The sequence below is a fragment of the Lentibacillus amyloliquefaciens genome (genome assembly GCF_001307805.1).
GTDB classification, from domain to species: Bacteria; Bacillota; Bacilli; order Bacillales; family Amphibacillaceae; genus Lentibacillus; species Lentibacillus amyloliquefaciens.
The window spans coordinates 2920210-2941745 of the sequence record NZ_CP013862.1; the positions used below are offsets into that span (position 1 = coordinate 2920210).

The following is a 21536-nucleotide window of genomic DNA, read 5'->3' on the forward strand; positions in this document are numbered from 1 at the left end:
TGTTCAAAACTACTTGACGGTTACACTGTCTTCCAGTGGTTTATGCAAACCGACATTTATTTGAACATGGTTTATTCTGCCGAGTTTTGGTTATGGGTGCTGGGTATTCCATTTATCATCATTTTTCTCATGGCTTGTGCAAAGCTATAGTGTTTGTATTATATGAGAGTTAATGTAAAATGCACCGTTTACCCCTTTGGCATGATAGTCTCAAGGGGTATTCAAGCGGGTGAAATCTGTTTGGCGCATTTTCATGAAAACATTGCAAAGTATCCATAACATAGTTATGGCGTACATGTTATTACCGATAATGTACACGTCCGCTTAATAAAATTTATTGCACAGAGCATTTATTGTTATGTTATAATAAGAACAAACGTTTGTTTATTGGGAGGTTTTAAAGTGAGTGAAGTTAACGATAGAGGGACAAAAAAGTGGACTGCTATGATGATGCCGGAACATGAAGAAATGCTGCAGCAAATGTGGCGAGAACAAGAATATAAAAAGAAGCCAATCCTAGATGAGCAAAAGCAGTTTGAACTTAATACCAAGTTACAACTTGCGTTACAAAACGATCTTACAGTCGAGGTTGAATATTATGATCATGGTATACATGATTTTCAAAAAATAAAAGGTAAGTTATTGATGGTCGATACACTAGCCAATGCTTTGAAATTTGACAATGAGGAAAATACTTCGGTTCCTTTTGATGATGTTATGGAGGTTTTGATTGATTAATAAGCTGATAAATAATATCTAAACTGTTTTGTTCTGACCAATCATTTCGAATTTTATGTTAAAATTAATAAAGAATTTTTAAAAGAATGTTTCTTCAACAATACCAGCCAATAGTTGTCAATACTTAAGTCTAAAAAAGTTTGAAAAAACATGTTACACTAAAAATTGAACATACCAAATAGCCTTACTGCTGAACCAGTAAGGTTTCAGAGTATTGTGAACTTTAATAGTTTCTTAGGATTGGTCTACAAAGACTTCCTGACGCTTGAACATGGCGTGAATCCAGTGAACGAGTTTATTGGCACAGGCAATCACAGCGACCCTGTGTGGCTTGCCCTCGTTTCTTTTGCGACTGTAAAAGGCTATCAGTTTCTTGTTTCGGTTTTTGGCAAGACCGCATTGCACAGCTGTGTAAAGGGCCTGACGCAATCGTGATGATCCTCTTTTGGTGATACGGTTGATGGAAGCTTTATACTTGCCTGACTCAAAAACACTTGGATCTAGTCCTGCATAAGCAGCCAGTTGTTTCGGGCGTTCGAACTGATTGATGCCCCCGATTTCGGAGATGATTGTGGCTGCAAGCTTATCTCCAATCCCGGGAATCGACTGGATCAATCCATGGTTTTCAAAAGACCGAGCAAGGGCATCTATTTCTCGTTTTAATTGGGATAGGTGCTCTTGATATTGAAAAAGCATCTGAATATACATCTGTAAGCTGACAATATGACCATGACAGACAGGATGCTGAAAGGGATTACGGTCTGCCGCAGCCTTTAATTGGGCTGCTTTATCCAAAAACCATGCGTCGGAACGTCTAGCCCCGAATTGACACATATCGTCGGCTAATGTTTGTTGAGAGACTTTTTGAATAGCCGAAGCAGTCGGATAATGCAGTAAGGTGTTCAACGATAACTTGCCACAAAGATCACTGAAGACATTATGATATTCCGGAAAAATATGATCGACTGCAGCTTGGAACTGCAATTTTATTTCAACATAGCTATCCGTTAAAGCACTGTGCTGTCTGGTTAATTGACGCAGATCCAGGTATTGCTCGGTTTTCTTCTGAAAGGCTTCCAGATCTTCTTTATAGTACAACTCACCTAGATGATACGCATCGACTTTGTCTGTTTTCACCTTACGCAGACCCGTTTTTTTGGCCTCATAAGAAACGACCGGATTGATGACATAATACGTGATAGCCTGATCCTCCAGAAATTGAAGCACAGGTTCATGATAGTGCCCGGTGGATTCGAAAATGACGGCCGGAGGCTGACCGGCAACCTGTTCCACTTCCTGATAAAACTGATAAAACGTGTGAAGTCCTTGTAGATGGTGTTCAAATTTAAAGCTTTGCTTATACGTTTTTTTCCTTTGTAAAAAGGCTTGGACCTGGCTTTCTCCTTTGGCGACATCCAGGCCGATAACAGGATTCATAACTGATCACAACTCCTTAAGTAGATTCGCCGGTGCTCCCCTTACACGCCCTTGTAGTGTCATAGCTTCGCTTGTTATGCGGGATCGTGTCCCAACCAGCCTCAAACATGTTTCTACAAGGAAGGGGTGGACAGTATTACGGACGGGATCAGTGTCCCACGGGCGCACACGTCCTCCCCCGACTTCCTCAAGCATAAAACCTATAAAAAATAGGTCAACCAGTTCAATGACCGGCTGACCATATAATACGATCGGGCCAGTTAATTGAATTAAGGTGAAAAATTATTTACACGCGAGTCGTGATTTTGACTCTAGGGGGAATACCGTGACAAAGAAAGATTGGCTAGAGGTTTTTAGAACACTTGGGGACAAGGATCTTTTTGATATTCTAACTATTATAGCTAGTGTAGTATCTCCATTTTTATTATTGCTTTCTATTATTATTAGCTACAAATCAGCAAAAGCTAGTGAACAATCTGTGAAACTAAATAAGGAAATGTACGAAGTTCAGAAAAGGGAAAGAGACGAAAGTTTTTTACCGATATTCATGATTGATAATTTTTCATTTGGACCAGAAAGGAATTACATTACCTTTGATCTTGTAAATAAAAACGACAAAGATATAGTTCCGAGGCATGCTGGCAGTGAATCCCCTGCTGAAATTTATAATTGGCAAAAATCTGACCATGTGATTAAATTCACTGTATATGACGATTATCATAGTAAAGATCATTTGAAATTATGGCTTTACTATACAACACTAAATCACAAAGAAATTAATTCAAAATTAGTTTTAAGAATTATAGATGGTGATCTGGTAATACAAGAATAGGTAGCTTCCGCGGAAAAAAAGTATTCATTTCTTGGGCCATATTGTGAAACAAAATGGAATAACTTGAATTGGGGGAGAGGTTTAACTAAATGAATAATCCAAGCGAAGAAGCACCAATGTGGGGAATGTCACTAACAATATTAATACTAGGTATCCTTTTTTTAAACACTGATATTTCTTATACTGTTACCATCAATTCTTTTTCTTTTAACCTCCCATTATCAGATATTATTGGAATCGGCTTGTTAGTATTTTTTGGTGGATCCATGTTGCAAAGTATAAAAGATTTTTTTCCTGAAAGGGAAAACAAGAAAAGTATGGACATAATTAGTGTAGGATTAATTATCGGTCTAATAATATTAATCCTTTACAGTTTGTTTAAAGATATTAAAATTGTAAATCTTTTTCTGATTGCTTTATCATCTATCCCTTTGTTTGCTATACTTTCCAGTTCAATTGAGATTATTGGTCGCATTATAAATGCAAAAGGTGAGGAAGAAGGGAAACAATATAAAGAAACTTTAATCAAAGTTAGCGGTTTACTGGTAACTATTATATCTCTGTTGGTAACGATACTTTGAATAGGATGCAAAATCCAACAATACCAGCCGATAGCAGAAAAACATTATCCAATCATACAAACGGGCGCGATTGTCAGCTTAGTATTGGAGGTGCAATTATGTCTATAATCACCAGTAAGCATCTTAAAGAGAAAATTATTAACTATAACTTAATTCCATTGAAAGTAAGTCTTTTGAAGATATCTAATCAAATTTATATAGACTTAGATAACGTTGAGGATTTCTTGAATTTTGCAAGTGGTTCTAATCTTGAGTATATTTATTACTATTATACTTACTATAATTCGGAAGAATACATAATCCCTAATGACTGGTACAGTGAATATTCGAAAGAATTTAAGACTGAAGTTATTCAACATAATCGATACATAGAATCATTAGATTTTGATTCACCAAGGAATTTGACATTATTTACACTTCAAAATGGAACCTTTGTGGGAATTGAACTAGGTAACCAATGGATAGAAAATCAAGGAATCTGTGTAGCAGAAGAAGCTATTGAAATTATTGAGAATGAGTTCTATCGTGAAGTTAAAAAAGTTAATGATTCCAAGAAAATTCAACAAAAAAATGACGAAAATAATTTGAGGGAAATTATCTTTAAAGATACTGAATTTAGATTCTGTAAAAATCAAGAACTTAGATATTGGTACTTGGTTGAATTGCTTGAAAAAGAAAATATGGTGAAGTATAAGTATTTGGTCGAACCATACGGAATACCTAATAATGGAAGAATAAAAATATTTATGGATAAAACCTGGGAACTCTATAAAGAACGGAAAAAGTAAATGCTATGTATAAAAGGACATAAGCTTAGCATAGGTTGTTAAGTTTGAGGTGATGCAATAAACATCTTTATATAGACATACTTCAACAATAGGGCGCTAATCTTTAATAAGGATTGGCGCCAAAATTGCATATAAGGGCCATTTTGTGCAATAAGAAAACTTTTAAATTTATATAATGAAATGGGGATTTGAGCGTGAAAATTTTTGATTCGCATTTCCATATTATTGATTTTGACTTTCCAATTATAGAAAACCAAGGATATATACCACCGAGCTATGTTGCGTCAGATTATCAAAAGGAAACTGCTGATTTGAATGTGCAGGGTGGAGCGATTGTATCTGGCTCTTTCCAAGGATTTGATCAAGATTACTTGTTGAAGGCACTTAAACAAATGGGTTCAACATTTTGCGGTGTTACGCAATTGCCGTTTACTGTGACAGATGATGAAGTCTTGAACTTACACAACAAAGGGGTAAGGGCATTACGATTTAATATCAAACGAGGTGGATCAGAAGCTTTATCAAAACTCGACTACTTTGCAAGAAGAGTTTATGATCTGGCTGGGTGGCACAGTGAACTTTATATTGATGCAAAAGAGTTGCCCGAAATTGCGTCAACGATTGAAAGATTACCTGCCATATCGATTGACCACTTAGGACTATCTGAAGAAGGGTTACCACATTTATTAAGATTAGTGGATAAAGGGATTAGAGTTAAAGCCACTGGTTTTGGTCGTGTGCAATTTAATATCCAGAATGTCTTAAAATCAATTTATGATGTTAACCCAGATGCCCTTATGTTTGGAACAGATTTACCATCTACAAGAGCGAAAAGACCTTTTGAGTATGGAGATATTGAATTGATACAGCAACTATTTGACGAACAAGCTGCTGAAAAAATTCTGTACACGAATGCTTATCAATGGTATTTCAAATAATTTACTTATTCCTCAATCGGGCACTGTAATTGAATTAGAGCAGCGCCCGTGTTTCTTATAAGAGCCAGAGTGTTGATTTGTTGTGTCAAAAGTAAGAAAATATTTGTAGATGCTTTAGCTTCATCTTAATCCCCAAGAGGAGGGGGATTTATGAATGACAATAAATTGTATAATCAACTCGTAGAATACTTTGAACGTCAACTTTGACGCACACTATCCAAAAAGGAAGAAACTTTTGTTCAATGGATGGCACATCAAAATAGTGTAGATTGTGACAATAATAGAAATGGTGAGTGATTAAAATATGTCCCTAAAACTATTGTGTAATTATGTCCTTTCAGAGGCTTATGAAAAGGCAAGGCAGGAAGGTTTAGATGAGGATTTTATTGATTTGCTTAAAAATGAATTGAATCATCGTGATTTATTGGATTTGGATCAGGATATTGTAATTAATTAAACAAGACGATCGGGCGCCATTCTTGAATAAAAGATTGACGCCCGTGTCATATATATAAGGGTCAATTGTTGAATGAAACTTTTTGGACTAATCCCATAGGTGTAGTCAAAGGATGCTTTCAACTTTTAAAGAGGGGGCAGTCTTATTTTTTATCCTGCTTCTTATCCAATATGGATCTTAGTTCTTTAATATCCTCTTCAGACAGGTCTTCATCCTGAATGAATTGAACGAGCATCGATTTCAAGGTGCCGTCATAGAATCGTTTTACAAAGGAGTCTGTTTTGGCACGTTGGCACTCGTCTTGGGAATAAAACGGGTAGAATGTATAAACTCTCTGATTTTTATGGACGCCGACAACTTCTTTTTTAGTGAGCCGATCCAACAGTGTACGTACGGTTTTCGGCTTCCAGTTCGTCTGTGCTTGCAAGGATGAAATGATATCATTTGCTGTTTGCGGCGCCTTTTCCCAGAGAACTTTTAAGACTTCCCATTCCGACTCTGAAATAGTGGGTATTTTATTCGTCACGTTATTCCCTGCCTTTACCTTTTAAATAGATGCCTTTATCGTACAAAATGGATTTCGTAATTTCAGCAGCTATACTGCCACTGCCATGATGGTCGCTTTCAATATTAGTTGCGAAAAAATACGTATTGTTTTCTGTTTCTACATATCCAATGAACCAGCCATTCACATTTTTCCCGTTGACCGTTCCTGTGCCGGTTTTGCCATAGAGTGTTGCACTGTCTTTCGTCTCCAGTTTGATGGCATCTTTTATGAATTGAATGTTCTTACCATCAAATCCAAATTGGTTTGTATAAAAGTCTTTGAGTGTCTGCACCTGCTCAATCGGTGAAATTTTTAAGGAAGATTCAAGCCAATAGTCTTCGGTTCCACCCGACAGATTCTGATTGCCGTACTGTATTTTATCAAGGTAAGATTCAATGTTTTTCATTTGTACCTTTTTGTCCAGTTGCTGGAAGTACCAAGTTACGGAATTTTCCATTGCAGTAAGTAAATTTTGATTCTGGTTCCAGCTTTGATAAGGATACGAGTTCCCATTCCACTTCATGGAGTTGTCATTTCGTGCGATGACTTCGGACTCTAATGCAAATAGTGCACTGTAAATTTTGTACGTGGAATTTGGCGAAACCCGTAATGTGCTTTTGTCTTTATTATAGATATTGTATTGTTCCTCCTGCAAATCGTACAGTACAAAACTACCTTCATATCCACTGAAAAATGCGCTTAAATCCTCATACATTGTCTGCTTATTGTCGAAATCAATCCTATCATCACCATAAGGCATTGCAGAAACAATTGGTATCTGACTCACGACAATTCCGACAAGAAGTATAAAAACCAGGATGCTTTTCAGTTTTAGTAGCTTTGTTTCAGATCTAAAGGCTGCAATACGTTCAATCCGTTTTTTTAATTGTTTTTTTGAACTAGCGATTTGGTTAACCATTGAGAAATGCCTTGGAAGATAGGATTTATCCGCAAACATAATAATCGTGTTTCCGTATGCTGCATGCTGGTATTGATCCAATGTATTTAGGACAGCACTGTCACACGCGATTTCTCGGTCCAACCGCATTTCCCTGAACGCCATCCAGATCAGTGGATTAAACCAGTATAAAATCTGGAATAAGACGATCAGATAATTTGTGGCAATGTCTTTATATTTATAGTGATGTAATTCATGCAGCAAAATGTATTTTATTTCATCCATGGACAGCCACGCTTCAGCATGACTCGGCAAGACTATATAGGTTTTAAATATCCCGAACGTCAATGGTGATTTGATCAATGGCGATTCTCCCAATACCAGTGGTCGTGATACATTCAACAGTTGTTTGCACTGTTTGAATAATGATAGAACCCTGCTATTCGTTAGCAGGATTATGGACTTTTTAATTTGTCGCAGTTTTATCCATGCGTGAATGGAGAGAGCAATCATCACGAGCATGCCTACAATCCATGTGATGGTTAAAACGTGATTCAAAAATGTCAAATCAATCCGGTTAACGGATGTTGAAAAATCGTGCATCCAATTTCCATTTTCCCATGATCTAGGGTTTTCGGTTGTAGTCACAGATGGTAACGGATTACTGTTTTGGTTCCCGTTCCACGTGAACTTATCTCCGAAGTTTAATAATTGGGTTGGAATATAAGGTAATAGTAAAGCGATTAGTAACAGGAACCAGAGATTATATTTCCATTTGGATGACAATTGGTTCTTAAAAATCTTTCGGATCAGCATGATAGCGATGATCATGATAGAAGATATGAACATACTAACAGCCAGATGGAGGACAGACATTTCTTTATCTCCTTAATCGCGAAGGTATTTACACAAAGCGCCTCTATTTTACCACTCAAGTCCATTTTATTGTTATGGAAAGAAATGCAAAAAAAGAAGGGTCACACATGCCGTCCCTGACTGGCATGTGTGTCCCGGATTTTCTTATTTAAAAGCGTTCAGTGTGATTTCGGCAGCCTTTGCAATCAGTGCATCATCATATTCGGCATTCTCTGTATCGTGCCGGGACATAATTGCAATGACGATTGGTTCTTTGTTCGGTGGCCATACAACGGCAATGTCATTTCTTGTTCCGTAGGTTCCGGCTCCGCTTTTATCAACAACTGTCCACTTTTCAGGTGCGCCTGCACGTATTAATGGATCTCCTGATTCATTGCCTGTCATCCAGTCGATAAGCAATTCACGTTTATCATCTGGCAGAAAGTCACCAAGGGCGACCTTCTTCAGATTGGTGGCCATAGCTCTCGGTGTGCTTGTATCACGCTTGTTCCCCGGTGTGAATTCATTCAATTCGGTTTCGTATCGTTCAGGCTGGGTAACGTCATCGCCAATGTCACGTAAGGCATGCTCAAATTTATCAGGACCCCCAATCGCCTCAAGTAGAAGATTCCCCGCAGTGTTGTCACTTTTCCGGATGGCCGCTTCACTTATTTCCAACAGCGTCAATCCGGCATCCACATGTTTTTCAGTAACCGGAGAATAAGTAACCAAATCATCATTGGTGTATGTAACGACTTTTTCAAGATTTTCTATGTTGTTTTGCTTAAGCAAGATTGCTGCAGCCAAAGGTTTGAAGGTGGATGAATAGGCAAAACGTTCATTCGGTCGGTATTCGATGGTTTGATTCGTCCCTGTATCCATTGCATAGACACTGATTTGGGCATCAAACTCATTTTCAAGCTGTACAAACTTTTCATCCTTATTGATCGTTTGCTTTGATTCATTCTCCTTGTCGGATGATGTATCGGTCTTATTACCTGCATTTCCGCACGCGGTAAGTATTGTTAGTAACAGCAACGTTATGGACAGTGTAAACAGGTGCATACCGATTTTGGATGGGCTCGTTTTTCTCATATTGGTACCTTCTCTCTATTAGATTGAATTGCTCATATTTGTTTTCTTCGTTTACCAACCGTTATTTGTAAGCATTTTATACCTCCTTATTAACTCTATGACTACAACTGTAGTGTAATACTACAGTTGTAGTCTATAAAATGTCAAGCTAAAATTTAAAAGTAGTTTGACACAATCTTGAAGTGTTTTTCTGTGAAAGTGGAGAATGGTGTGGGCAAGTATGTCATGGAATAGGAAAAGGTATCGATTACAAAGATGAGGGCGCAGATCGTGGAATAAAGGAAGGATAGGATTTTTAGGTGGATCTTATATGTTAAAATATTATTATTCACTTTGGGGAGTGAGATGTAAATGGAAAATAACACTGCAACCGAATTATGGAATGACTATTCGCGGAGGAATTATTATGATTAAGCGCATCACCATTATAACCCTTATTGCTATCATCGCTCTTGGGGCGGCTTTCTTTTTCATTCGTTCATTGGCTGATAATACAAATGGTAAACAAGCAGACCAACAACCAAAGAATCCATCATCGGGTCATGAAAATGTAGAGATCCAGGAGCCGGAAGAAGCTTTGGACAACATATTCAACTTAGCCAAACAAGGAAAAATCCCGGAAAGCAATATCGTTGTCGGTGAAACGACCACTGATGCGGTGCAAGAAACTTTGGGGGAACCGGAAAAGACCACGGATACGGATGTTGGTCGTTTTTTGAACTATCCGTCACATGACATTGATGTCGGTATTACAGAGGGTATTGTGTCTGATATGCGTTCATCACAGGGTCAATTCAAGTCGTTCGATTTTGATACAATTAAATCAAATAAAAAGTCCGATGATACGCGTTACTACCAAAACGAAGATTACAATCAAATCATTCTTGTCTATGAACTTTCCAACAATTATGTCTTGAAATGGGTGTTGCCGAAACCTGCCGATGATTCAGATAACCCTAATGTAGATCATATTTCATTATCAAAAGAAATTAGCGGGAGTGGTGTAACTGATGAGAAAGGTGATAATCCCAGTGATACAGGCAACGATGATATGAGCCTTGATGAAAAAATTGGACAAATGATATTCAGCGGGGTCGATGGAACGGAAATGACCACTGAAACAAAAGACATCATCCAAAAGTACCATGTTGGAGGTATCATTTTATATGCCAATAACATCAACAGTAAGACGCAAACTGTCAACTTTTTAAAAGGGATGAAAGCTGCGAATGCTGACAATTCTTATCCATTATTTTTGGGTGTTGATGAAGAAGGCGGCCGTGTGACACGAATGCCTGATGGAGTGAAAAGCCTGCCGTCGAGCCGTTCGATTGGAGAACTGAGCGACAAGAATGTATCCTTCAATGTCGGTACCATCCTCGGTGAGCAGATGAAGGCACTCGGTTTCAATTTGGACTTCGCGCCTGTCCTCGACGTTAACAGCAATCCAGATAATTCTGTTATCGGAGATCGTTCATTTGGTGACGACCCCGATATTGTCGCCAGGATGGGCATCCAGACAATGAAAGGAGTTCAGAGTGAAGGGATTATTTCAGTTATAAAACATTTTCCTGGGCACGGGGATACGAGCAAAGATTCTCATTTGCAACTCCCAAAGGTTGATAAAAGCTACAAGGAGCTGTCCAAATTAGAACTTATACCTTTCAAAAGAGCCATCTCAGAAGGTGCGGACGTCAGCATGGTTGCACATATCTTGTTGCCAAAAATCGACGCAAATGATCCGGCATCCATGTCAAAAGAAGTGATAACGGGTATTTTGCGGGAGGATTTTAATTTTGATGGCGTCGTCATGACCGACGACTTGACGATGGAGGCAATAACAGATCATTATCATGTCGCACAAGCAGCAGTCCAAGCGGTGAAAGCGGGTGCAGATTCATTGCTTGTTGGACATAACCCGGATTTGATTTCCACTGTTTTTGATAAATTGAAAGAGGCTGTTGAAAATGGAGAAATAAGCGAGGACAGGATAGACGAAAGTGTGGAACGCATCACTGATTTGAAAGAAAATTATCAGCTGTCGAATGAAAAAAAGCGAGTACCCAATTTCCAATCGATTAATAAAAATGTGGAAGCCATTTTGAAAAAGGTATCCTAAAAGTTTTTCAACAGCACATGAGTGAAACTGTACAGCGTTACAGTTGGGAATCCCTGACCCAAAAGGCAGGGTTCCGTGCGAAGGGCGTGACCCATGAAGATCAATGCAAGTAGACTTTCGGATGTCTGTGGAAGTGGACAGATGCTGGATAGAAGTCAGGAATCGACTGATGCCAGGGTGGGACAAACGTATACCGTCCATCGCTTGTGGGAGGAAACAGGGATCGCAAAAAGCTATCAGCCCTGTGTCAATCGCATATTAAGAGGAGAAACAGAACAAAGGAAGATACGAAAGCAATGACGTAAAGGGAGTAAACAGATCATCTGTTTAATGACCTTTATCTCTAAAAGAGACGCCATGGGAGGAGCCACATGCGTAGACCCGCATGTGTGGAGCTGTGAGAGACGTAGTCACTAATGGCTACGCCTACTCGGTTAATCACAAGTAATATCAAAATCCAAGAAGAATTAAACTTGTATATCTGTGGTCTTCCGCTATACGAAGGGCGCGAGAACCGAATAAAAAGTGCGCTGTTTCTTGATTTATGGGCTAGGTTGTGGAGTGAAGTATTGTGCTTAATGATTTTAAAAACAAGCGCTATTGGATACTTATGCCGCCATTTTTAATTAGTACTTTTTGCCTTTCTCCCTAGTATTACACGTATTATTCATTTTTAGTAATTATTGTGTTTTGGATTGTCTACCATAGTTGGAATCATTATGCAGAAAAAAATAAACAAAATAATTTGGAATAGTTACCTTAAGCAATACGATCGGGCGCTTTCACGGAATAAGAACAGAGTCCAAAAGCCAAAGGGGTAGTGTATAATTAAGCTACTATATCAAACATGAAAGGAAGAAGCTTTAAATGGCACAGCTTGAATTGCAGATGTATGACTATAATGAATGGGCAAATAGACAAATTTTCAACCGATTAAGGGAGCTTCCCAAGGATGTTTATCGTCGAGAAGTGCAAAGTGTGTTTTCATCGGTATCTCATATTTTAGCCCATGTTTATCTTTCTGATCTTGGGTGGATAGAAGTTTTTTCCGGTAAAAGTATGAATGATTCATTGATGCTACAAGAGCAGTTAAAAGAGGAAACAGTGTCAAAGGAAATAGAAGAAATGGAAACGATGTTTCTTAAACTTTCAGAACGATACAAGTTATTCCTAAGTAAAATGGAAAACATAGATAAATCTCTTGTGATTGAAAATCCGAATGGTGATTTGATGGAAACAAGTGTATTTGAGCAAGTGCCCCATGTTGTGAATCATGGAACATATCATCGTGGCAATATTACTGCTATGTTAAGACAGATGGGTTATGCTTCTGTTCCGACAGATTATGGCCTTTATTTATATTTAAAACAAATGGAGAATAATCAAGAATGAATCTTTAATTTTGATTGTTCATGAATCGGGCGCAAATCCTTAATTGGCGCCTGTACCATATATGGGGAATCAAATTGAACAATAGAAGGGTTTTTGAGCAATCGAGAAGAATTTTTCGCATTTATATGTGATAAACTTAAAAAAATTGATTCTAGAACGTCAATAAGGAGGATTCTCTCATGGCGAGTGCACCAAATAACAAGAGAACGGATTCTGCCTCAAGAGTGATAATGACATCACCGCAAACCATTTATCAGTCATTCTTAAACCCTGAAGCATTGGTTTCTTGGCTTCCGCCAAAAGGAATGTCGGGTCATATTGATATGTTTGAACCCCACGAAGGTGGAACTTATAGAGTGACTCTCACGTACGAAATAGATCAATCAAACCCTGGGAAAACTTCAGAAAACACTGATGTAGCTCAAGGGAAATTTGTGGAGTTGGTTCCGGACAAGCGAATTGTGCAATCAGTAGAATTTGATTCCGAGGACCCGGCGTTCTCGGGCGAGATGACACAGAAATGGCTCTTAGAAGCCATTCCAGAAGGCACAAAGGTCACTATCGTTTGTGAAAACGTACCTGAAGGAATACGAAAAGGGGACCACGACACAGGTTTAAGATCCACACTAGAGAATCTGGCTAACTTCACTGAATAACATGTAAACAATTTTGATGCCTTTGTAAATATCATCAATCTTAAGCAATAGGGCGCTTATCAGGAACAAAGATGTTCACGTTACTAGCTAAATGGTCATTATTATGGAGCAATACATTGTAAGAACAATGGGGATTTAATCTAATCCTTATAAAGCTAAAAAGGCAAAATGATAATCGAATATTGAAACTAAATGTATGCTCATCATATATATAAATAATTATGTTTAAGGGAGGGGTTCAAATTAGAAGGTTTATTTATTACTTTGCTTGGACAATCGGTATTGGATTTATAATTTACTTGGGAATGAGATATCAAATTCGATTAGAAGAGGAAGCTAAAAAAAACTTTGAATTGTTACCTGTTGTATTATTTGCAACACTATTCCCTATTGTAATTGGACTATTTCTCAGAGTACCAAAATTGATTATTGAAATGAAACAGGATAAACAATGGGGATTTGATTGGGTTAAATTTATTGCAATCGCATTACCGTCGCTTTATATAATAACTTTTTCGATATTATCGTATACACCTCTAGGAAAAAACTTTACTTGGTTACCAGATATCATAATATTTAGCAGCCCTACCATTCAAGTAATTGCTGGAGTTGTTCTTGGATATACCTTTTTAGATAGTTTAATGAAAGAATGATTTTTCAACTAATTAATGAATGATTCTAAAGGAACATCCTACCTATGTTATTCAGTCCACTTTATTATTTTTAGCGACTAAGGTGTATTTAGTTCAATAAGGTTTATGGAATTTTTTTGAATAACAGGCATCATTCTAATCACAAGGGGATATGAGAGTGGGTATTACAACACCAATTTTAGCATTGGTTGTCAGTATTGCGTACATCATTGTAGGTAAGATAATTGTCGGGAATAAAAAGAGAAAAATCTCTGACAAGTTTGGTAAAAATATTCAAATAGTCGGATTAGTGATATTTGGTGTTATTGGTATATCTTGTATTCTCTTTGTTTTAGATATTTCCAATAATGATGTTATGAAGTGGTTTTGGTTATTCTTTTTAACAATAACACTGGGCTTTCAGTCATTTTTAGAGTGGAAGTTTCTGAGGGAAACCAGGGAATATATGGTTTCACTAGTTGTACTAATGATTGGGCTAATTTATATTTTAATTTTTATATTCTAATGTTTTTCTATAATTAATTTGCGTGCTTTAAATAGGTAACTGTGAAGTTTTTCCCTAATAAGGAATAGCGGCTATATCGCATATAAGGGTCAGAAGGAGTTGATATCCGTGGTCATTTTGGCAGAAGTATTACGTAGAATTTCTTACGTAATACTTATTATTAGTGCTGGTTTCTTTTTACGGCATTTGGAAAAGACTAAAAAGCAAAGAAAACTTTTAACCTTTGAATTTACAATGTACATAATCATACAGATTGCATTTGTCCTCTTTGCAATTAGCTTATTGATTTCGATATTTGTTAATTGATTGTAAGACTCATAAGTTACGACTCATTTCCGCAAACGGGTGCGCTTCTTGAATAAGAATCAGCAGGAGGGTCCTATTAATATTGGCCATTTGTCGAAGGAATTATGCTAATCTTGAATCAAAATATACTGTTTCATTAAAAGGAGTGAATTCGTTGGAATATAAACAAGCTGATGATTGCTTTATAGTTGACAACCCCAAGGATTTGCTTTCCGCGTTAAAAAACAAAGAAGATTATATTATAATTCAGGAAGACTATAAAAAAGAGTTCGAGAAAAATACTCAATTGCCGCTTATGGAAACAGAAGAAATGGCCTTTCAACTAGGATTCCGTGGTTGGGCTGGCATTTGGGGAGGAATATTTTTTCATATTATCAATTTCTTTAGCAAAGGAAGTAAGCAACAAAAGAAAATTGACAGCAAGATCCGCAAATACAACGTTAAAAAATTGAATGAAGATGAAATTCTCCTGTATTTGCGTCAATTGGAATATTAAATTATCAGGTGCTTTTCCCTAATAAGGAATAGCGTAGTATCACATATAAGGGCCATTTCCTTGTTCACTCAAAGTTTGGTCATTGCTGTATTGCTTGCTTTTGTTTTTTAAAGCAATCGGGCGCTTATCTTTAATAAGGATTGGCGCTAATCTTGAGCCATTGGGCCAGATTGTGGAAGATTATATTATGTAAATGAGGGTCACATATGAGTAAAAAATTGCAGTCTTTCGGATTTGTTTTATTGATTTCAGGTACAGTTTTATTCGGTATAATGCACCTTGCGATTGCTTTATATATGCCCGATCGGGTATACACAGCTACACCGCCGAGTGCATTTGTGACTGTTTTAAATGAAATCTACGGATGGGTTACGTATATATTAAGCATTGTTTTTATGGTCGCAGGTGTATTTTTTAGTATCTATGGTTTTATTAATAAGTCGTTGCAGAAACAAGTGGAAGAAATTAAAGACAGAGATATGCAATGGCGGCAAGAGGTAAGCAAAGATCTTAAAGATGAGGATAAGGACGTCCAATAAACTTAATAACGTTTGATCCAGAAAAGGGCGCTTTCGCGGAATAAAGGCTACGCTCACTATTGTTTTCTAGTATATTAAGGGGGCCATAAAATGAAGAAAGTAAAGAATCTTGCACATTCCGAGTGGAGATTAAGTGTGATGGCTTTAGCGGCCCTTATTGGGAATTTTATTGCAATCATTGTTGTCCTGCGTGAACTGAATATAACATATGTGATAGGTTGTCTGGTCGTTTTTGCATTAGTGGTTGTTGCTAATACGATTTACGTGTACTATAAGAGAAAGAAAAAAAACGAGGTGGAAAATGGGAACCACAATCGCGGATAGCAATCCATTAATTCCTTGATTATAATTTGTGACGTGTCGTTTCGCTTATTCTTTAATCGGGCGCCATTCTTGAATAAGGATTAGCGTGAGCATCATATATAAGGGTCATTTTATTGAATAAAATAATCCATATACGATGAAAATAAAAAGAGATTCAGATGAGGGGGAATTCTTCTTATGAATATTTGTACGGTTAAATAAAAGTTCACTGAATAAACTGGATAAGTAAAAAGGTAAATATCGAGGAATGGTAAAATTATATGAACAAAGACCCGAGAATAAACCATGCAACCGAATTAAAATAAACAATCGCAAAACTGTTAATGAGATATGTGTATTTGGTTAGAAATTAAAGTCTATTTAATAGAAGGTTGGAAAAATCAATAGTATAATAAAATCATAGGAATTAATATTGATTATTCCTTCAATATAGTATTCTTATAACTATTTTCTACTAATTAAGCAGGAGGTAATATCCAATGAAAGCTGCAGTCTGGTATGGAAAAAAAGACTTACGGGTAGAGGAAATAGAACTAAAACAAACGAAAGATACCGATGTTAAAGTAAGGGTAGCTTGGGCAGGTATTTGTGGCAGTGATTTACATGAGTATGAAGAGGGACCGGTGTTTGTACCAAATGAAAAAGAGGATCCGTTAACTGGAGAAATCGCTCCGCTAACCATGGGGCATGAATTTGCGGGTGTTATTGAAGAAGTAGGTCCAAAGGTGACAAAATATAAAGTTGGCGATAGAGTAGCAATTAATCCAACAATCACTTATGGAAATAAGTCGGAAGACCTTGATCCTTATGATGGTTTCAGCTTTATCGGCCTTCACGGTGACGGTGGTTTTACTAAATATGCAAATGTACCAGAAGATAACGTTTATCTACTTCCAGAATCTTTAACACTACAGGATGGAGCTTTAGTAGAACCAACTGCGGTTGCCGTACAAGCTGTAAAAGAAGGGAAACTGCAGTTTGGTGATACGGTAGCTGTATTTGGTGCAGGTCCAATTGGTTTAGTGACAATTATTGCAGCTAAAGCTGCTGGTGCCAGCAAGATTATTGCTTTAGATTTGTCGGAAACTAGAATTGAAAAAGCAAAAGAATTAGGAGCAACCCATGTCGTTAACTCTAGCGAACAAGATGCTGTTACAGCAATCAAGGAAATTGTTCCAGATGGAGTAGATGTTTCCTTTGAAGTTGCCGGAGTAGCACCAACATTTAAACAAGCAATTGATGCAACAAGGGCACGTGGAACAATGGTTATTGTTTCTATATTTGCTAGGGAGATTGAATGGAATCCAATACAGCTTACAAATACAGGTGTAAAAGTTACATCAACAATCGCATATACACCTACTACATTCCAACAAACTGTAGATTTAATGGGAACAGGACAATTAAAACCACAGGGAATTATTACAGACCAAATTCAATTGGATGATATTGTTGAAAATGGATTCGAAGCATTGACAAACGATAAATCACAAGCAAAAATATTAGTGGAATTAAGTGGTGAGAAATAAAATGTATTATTTAACCCTGAGTAGCAGCTGTTACTTGGGGTTTTGTTATGACTGTCAGCTAGGTCCAGGTAGATAAATTAGCGAAGTGATATTGAACTCTTCTTTAAGAAGAATATTGACGATATTCTGCAATACCAGCTAATAGTAGAAGTGGATAATTCCATTAACGGGCGCTATTCCGTAATAAGGAATGGCGCCAAGATGGCATATTAGAGCCATTATGTTGAATGTTAATCAAATGATTTAAGGAGAGTTATGTTGAAGAAAATCTATATTCATATCCTAAATATAGTCGGCCTCATTGTATTGTTAGTATTTAACGCTTTTGCTTATCTTGGTATGAATTTTACTCCATCAAATGAGCCTCTTACTGCAGAATATATTTTTCTAGCTAGTTTTTATCTAATTTGGGGAGTTTTTTATTATTTACAATTAAAACTAAATTCTTTAAAAAATTTTTTGATCCTAATTATTCTGGAATTGCTTATCATTATAGGCTGGAGTTTCTTTTGGGGTACACCATACGGACATACATTAATAGAATCTTTGTTTGAGTAAGGTTAATCTTCCTCAAACGGAGCGCGATTGTTTAAAATCAAAAAAGTAATCCCTAGACGTTATTAACACCAGGAGGGATTACTTTTTTGGTTTAGTCCTATTGTACTGACCGTTGACGTTGTAGCGTCATGGGCCTTTACCAGTATATTCGAAAAATTACTTTCTATGATTCATTACACACACGTTTATACTATCTTAAAACAGCTTGTTTTTTACAATCCATTCACCATTATTTTCCTCGATCCAATTTCTGTTTATCAAATCATTAACGCTTTTTTGAATCTCATCTGAACTATGCCCTGAACGCACTTCTAATTCTCGAATAGAAGGCACTTTTCCCTTTTTATTATTGTGTTTCAGAATCGTGACTAATTTTCTTTCAAAATCAGACAGCTGCAAAGTTATTCTTCCTCTCTTGGATAGTTGGAACTGCTAAACTAAAGTAGACCATTTCCGCTAAATAAAAATGAACACTTTCTGGCAGAGGGGTAGCAGCGAATGGAGGGCTGTCCCGAGGGGCAGCCCTCCATTCGCTTTCGAAATTTTTATCCCCCTATCTTCAAATTTTTTCTTCACATTCCTATATAATGTCATAGATATTGAACATTTATACTACATAGAGGAATGGGGAGACGGAAAGGTGGAAAAGTGGCACGTGTACATGGATATTTATCAATTAAAACAGCAAGGGTTTAAGATTCGAAGAATCGCTAGAAAGTTGGGCATTTCAAGGACGACGGTCTATAAGTATCTCGAAAAATCTCCGGAGGAAATGGGTGAATGGATGGCCTCAACCCAGACAAGAAGAAAAAAGTTGGATCCGTATGAAATGCTCATCCAAACATGGCTCAGTGAACATCCGGATCTATCCGCATCACAAATTCATGATTGGTTACTTGAAAGATATACAGATCTAAAAGTTGGCGAAAGCACTGTGCGCCTGTTTGTCAATGAGCTTCGTGAAAAATACAACATTCCTAAAACAGAAGCCATGCGGGACTATCAAGGCCTTCAAGATCCGCCCATGGGTCAACAAGCTCAAGTAGACTTTGGGCACACCGTTCAAAAAACACCCGATGGCAAGGAGGTTAAACTCACGTTCATTACGTTCGTTCTCTCGCACTCGCGGTATAAATTTGTCAAATGGCTGGATAGGCCTTTGACAACAAAAGATGTAATTGACTGCCACGAGCAGGCCTTTCACGCTTTTGGAGGGATCCCTTATGAAATTGTTTATGATCAAGATGCCTTAATCGTGGTCAGCGAGAATGCCGGGGATTTGATCTTGACCGAGGCATTTCAGGCGTATCGCGAGGAAAGAAAGTTAACCATGTACGTTTGTCGAAAAGCCGACCCTGAGAGCAAGGGAAAGGTTGAAAATGTGGTCAAGTTTGTGAAAGGGAACTTCGCGAAAAATCGTATCTTCGGCACGTTGGATCGCTGGAAGGAACAAAGCGACGCATGGCTTGAACGAACGGGAAATGGGAAAGTGCATAACACAACCAAAAAAAGACCCGTCGAAGTGTTCGCTCTGGAAAAACAACACTTACGACCGGTCACCACAAAACTGACACTTTCTCGTGTGGATTCCAGTATAACAAGAACGGTTCGAAAGGACAACACGATTTTATACCAATCGAATCGTTACTCCGTTCCTCTGGGCACCTACAGACAAAATAAAATCGTGTACATTCAAACGGACGACCATAGCTTGGTGATCCGTGAACACCAGGAGGGACCTGTGATCGCCAACCACAGTATTAGCCACGGAAAAGGCAAGTTGATTCAAGACAGCCAGCACACACGTGATCGAACGAAGGGGATCGCTGCCTATATGGCGACCATAGCCGAAAAGTTTGAAGACAAAGAAAAGGCCATGACGTTTTTAGAAGCCCTTCACAAGAAGTATCCTCGTTATATTCGGGACCAGCTTCAACTCATGTCGAAAGCTTTGAAAGAGATCGAACCAACCATCGGTGACGAAGCGTTGCACATGTGTATGCAGCAAGGCATTGAGAGCGCCACAGAGTTCGGCGATGTTGTTCAGTACATCAAACGCCAGCGTCAGGTGGACCATGCGGCATTGGATCACACAAAAGAGCCGGTCAAGCCTTTAAATGGGCGGGAGACGTCCGTCGATGATACAAAGCCACAGACGCGAGACGTGAGCGACTATCTCGCCTTACTGGAAGGAGCATCCGTATGACTCAGACACTTGAACAACTTCAACAGCAATTGCGTTCGCTAAGGTTGTCCGAAAGCGCTCAGTACCTGCCTGAACTAGTGCAACAAGCAGAGTCCGAAGATTGGACTTATCGAACGTTTCTTCATCGCCTGGCATCTTATGAGCAAAAACGTCGGGATGAGAAGCAAGTGGAAAAGAGACTGAAATGGGCGGCGTTCCCTTTCTATAAAACGCTGGATGCCTTTGATCTCGACGAGCAGCAGTCCTTAAGCAAAAAGCAGCTGAACCAACTGCAAGAGTTTACATGGCTCGACCAACTGTATAACCTCATTCTCCTCGGACCGCCAGGGGTAGGCAAGACCTTCCTGGCGACGGGGTTAGGGATTGAGGCCATTCACCAAGGATATAAGGTTTCCTTTATATCCATGGGTGACCTCATTCACACCTTGAAAACGGAGGAGTTTACGCGGAAATCGCAGATAAGAATGAAACGTATCAAAGATTCTCATCTGGTCATTATCGATGACTTGATGTATATGGCGATGGACAATCGGGAAGCGAACCTGTTTTTTCACTTGATTAATGACCTCTATGACAAGGCCTCCGTCATTTTGACGTCTAACAAAGGGCCAAGTGAATGGGGAGAATTATTAGGTGATCCCGGCGTCGCTACAGCGATCTTGGATCGCGTATTACACCGAGCAGAAATCATTCATTTTAGAGAGGATGAAAGCTATCGAATGAAGCATCGTTCTTCCATTTTTGAGGAAAAAAGTGTTCACAATTAATTAGCGAAAAGTGTTCATTTTCACTTGACGGTTACAATAGTAAGCTTCAAACAACCGATTATACACTTTCTTCAGTAATCTATAGAAAAAGACCACCATTATAAGGTGGTCAAAATAAAAAGGGGGTCAATTAGAACATACATTCCCTTAGAGGGTTAATTATATTTTAACCTGTTTATTTAGTTAAGTCAATAGAAAAAGAACATTTGTTTCTGTTAAAGACAAACAAAGATTACCAAGCTATATTTAGCTGTCATTCAGTCCTTTTTATTGTTCAATCAGAGTACACCCTGTACATACATATATAGATACTTGTTACT

Annotated in this window: 24 protein-coding genes; 19 read left to right on the forward strand and 5 right to left on the reverse strand. The window is 38.0% G+C overall.

Annotated features, from left to right (window positions below; translation table 11 throughout):
- Positions 1-402: 402 nt before the first annotated feature.
- Complete coding sequence (locus AOX59_RS14760; protein ID WP_068446683.1) at positions 403-738, forward strand: YolD-like family protein; 336 nt, start codon at positions 403-405, stop codon at positions 736-738.
- A 234-nt stretch (positions 739-972) separates the two neighbouring features.
- Here the strand turns inward: AOX59_RS14760 and AOX59_RS14765 are convergent, their stop codons facing one another.
- On the reverse strand, positions 973-2175 hold the full coding sequence (locus AOX59_RS14765) for an IS110 family RNA-guided transposase (RefSeq protein WP_068446684.1): 1203 nt from the start codon (positions 2173-2175) through the stop codon (positions 973-975).
- 325 nt (positions 2176-2500) lie between these two features.
- Here AOX59_RS14765 and AOX59_RS14770 point away from each other — a divergent pair, with 325 nt between their 5' ends.
- From AOX59_RS14770 to sda, 5 genes are all read left to right on the forward strand, one after another.
- On the forward strand, positions 2501-3007 hold the full coding sequence (locus tag AOX59_RS14770) for a hypothetical protein (RefSeq protein ID WP_068446685.1): 507 nt from the start codon (positions 2501-2503) through the stop codon (positions 3005-3007).
- An 89-nt stretch (positions 3008-3096) separates the two neighbouring features.
- On the forward strand, positions 3097-3588 hold the full coding sequence (locus AOX59_RS14775) for a hypothetical protein (RefSeq protein ID WP_068446686.1): 492 nt from the start codon (positions 3097-3099) through the stop codon (positions 3586-3588).
- Positions 3589-3686: 98 nt separating this feature from the next.
- Positions 3687-4376, forward strand: a complete 690-nt coding sequence (locus tag AOX59_RS14780; protein ID WP_008591992.1) for a hypothetical protein — start codon at positions 3687-3689, stop codon at positions 4374-4376.
- Between the two features lie 194 nt (positions 4377-4570).
- Positions 4571-5314 carry an amidohydrolase family protein gene (locus tag AOX59_RS14785; protein ID WP_010529129.1) on the forward strand — a complete coding sequence of 248 codons (744 nt, stop codon included), beginning with the start codon at positions 4571-4573 and terminating at the stop codon, positions 5312-5314.
- 304 nt (positions 5315-5618) lie between these two features.
- Entirely contained in the window at positions 5619-5771 is a 153-nt protein-coding gene (sda, locus tag AOX59_RS19310; protein WP_082684220.1) for a sporulation histidine kinase inhibitor Sda, read from the forward strand.
- Positions 5772-5913: 142 nt separating this feature from the next.
- Here the strand turns inward: sda and blaI are convergent, their stop codons facing one another.
- The 3 genes from blaI to bla all read right to left on the reverse strand — a co-directional run bounded on the left by blaI (position 5914) and on the right by bla (position 9166).
- Complete coding sequence (gene blaI / locus AOX59_RS14790) at positions 5914-6297, reverse strand: penicillinase repressor BlaI (RefSeq protein WP_010529130.1); 384 nt, start codon at positions 6295-6297, stop codon at positions 5914-5916.
- A 1-nt stretch (position 6298) separates the two neighbouring features.
- Positions 6299-8092, reverse strand: a complete 1794-nt coding sequence (locus AOX59_RS14795) for a BlaR1 family beta-lactam sensor/signal transducer (RefSeq protein WP_068446687.1) — start codon at positions 8090-8092, stop codon at positions 6299-6301.
- Positions 8093-8236: 144 nt separating this feature from the next.
- Positions 8237-9166, reverse strand: a complete 930-nt coding sequence (gene bla, locus AOX59_RS14800; protein ID WP_068446688.1) for a class A beta-lactamase — start codon at positions 9164-9166, stop codon at positions 8237-8239.
- 406 nt (positions 9167-9572) lie between these two features.
- Between bla and nagZ the strand changes: the two genes are divergently transcribed.
- The 11 genes from nagZ to AOX59_RS14860 all read left to right on the forward strand — a co-directional run bounded on the left by nagZ (position 9573) and on the right by AOX59_RS14860 (position 18243).
- Positions 9573-11285 (forward strand): beta-N-acetylhexosaminidase, encoded by a 1713-nt coding sequence (gene nagZ / locus AOX59_RS14805; RefSeq protein WP_040912187.1) that lies wholly within the window; start codon positions 9573-9575, stop codon positions 11283-11285.
- A gap of 93 nt (positions 11286-11378) precedes the next feature.
- Entirely contained in the window at positions 11379-11585 is a 207-nt protein-coding gene (locus AOX59_RS14810) for a hypothetical protein (protein WP_010529134.1), read from the forward strand.
- A gap of 567 nt (positions 11586-12152) precedes the next feature.
- Positions 12153-12677: a DinB family protein gene (locus tag AOX59_RS14815; RefSeq protein ID WP_068446689.1), complete on the forward strand. Its 525-nt coding sequence runs from the start codon at positions 12153-12155 to the stop codon at positions 12675-12677.
- 179 nt (positions 12678-12856) lie between these two features.
- On the forward strand, positions 12857-13333 hold the full coding sequence (locus AOX59_RS14820; RefSeq protein WP_010529136.1) for an SRPBCC domain-containing protein: 477 nt from the start codon (positions 12857-12859) through the stop codon (positions 13331-13333).
- Positions 13334-13554: 221 nt separating this feature from the next.
- Positions 13555-13986 (forward strand): hypothetical protein, encoded by a 432-nt coding sequence (locus tag AOX59_RS14825; protein WP_169792883.1) that lies wholly within the window; start codon positions 13555-13557, stop codon positions 13984-13986.
- 157 nt (positions 13987-14143) lie between these two features.
- Complete coding sequence (locus tag AOX59_RS14830; RefSeq protein ID WP_068446691.1) at positions 14144-14491, forward strand: DUF4181 domain-containing protein; 348 nt, start codon at positions 14144-14146, stop codon at positions 14489-14491.
- Between the two features lie 460 nt (positions 14492-14951).
- Entirely contained in the window at positions 14952-15293 is a 342-nt protein-coding gene (locus AOX59_RS14840) for a hypothetical protein (protein WP_068448378.1), read from the forward strand.
- A gap of 206 nt (positions 15294-15499) precedes the next feature.
- Positions 15500-15832, forward strand: a complete 333-nt coding sequence (locus tag AOX59_RS20115) for a hypothetical protein (protein WP_179946410.1) — start codon at positions 15500-15502, stop codon at positions 15830-15832.
- 90 nt (positions 15833-15922) lie between these two features.
- The gene (locus AOX59_RS14850; protein WP_068446693.1) at positions 15923-16156 is read left to right on the forward strand and encodes a hypothetical protein; all 234 of its coding nucleotides are present in this window, start codon (positions 15923-15925) and stop codon (positions 16154-16156) included.
- 479 nt (positions 16157-16635) lie between these two features.
- Complete coding sequence (locus AOX59_RS14855; protein WP_068446694.1) at positions 16636-17685, forward strand: 2,3-butanediol dehydrogenase; 1050 nt, start codon at positions 16636-16638, stop codon at positions 17683-17685.
- A 255-nt stretch (positions 17686-17940) separates the two neighbouring features.
- Positions 17941-18243 (forward strand): hypothetical protein, encoded by a 303-nt coding sequence (locus AOX59_RS14860; RefSeq protein WP_156418722.1) that lies wholly within the window; start codon positions 17941-17943, stop codon positions 18241-18243.
- A 195-nt stretch (positions 18244-18438) separates the two neighbouring features.
- On the opposite strand, the gene AOX59_RS14865 is transcribed toward AOX59_RS14860, so the two are convergent.
- On the reverse strand, positions 18439-18642 hold the full coding sequence (locus AOX59_RS14865; RefSeq protein WP_068446696.1) for a hypothetical protein: 204 nt from the start codon (positions 18640-18642) through the stop codon (positions 18439-18441).
- Positions 18643-18904: 262 nt separating this feature from the next.
- Between AOX59_RS14865 and istA the strand changes: the two genes are divergently transcribed.
- Both istA and istB read left to right on the forward strand, forming a co-directional pair.
- Entirely contained in the window at positions 18905-20449 is a 1545-nt protein-coding gene (gene istA, locus AOX59_RS14870; RefSeq protein WP_082684299.1) for an IS21 family transposase, read from the forward strand.
- Positions 20446-21216: an IS21-like element helper ATPase IstB gene (gene istB / locus AOX59_RS14875; protein ID WP_068443525.1), complete on the forward strand. Its 771-nt coding sequence runs from the start codon at positions 20446-20448 to the stop codon at positions 21214-21216. The genes istA and istB overlap by 4 nt, the downstream gene beginning before the upstream one ends.
- Positions 21217-21536: the final 320 nt, after the last annotated feature.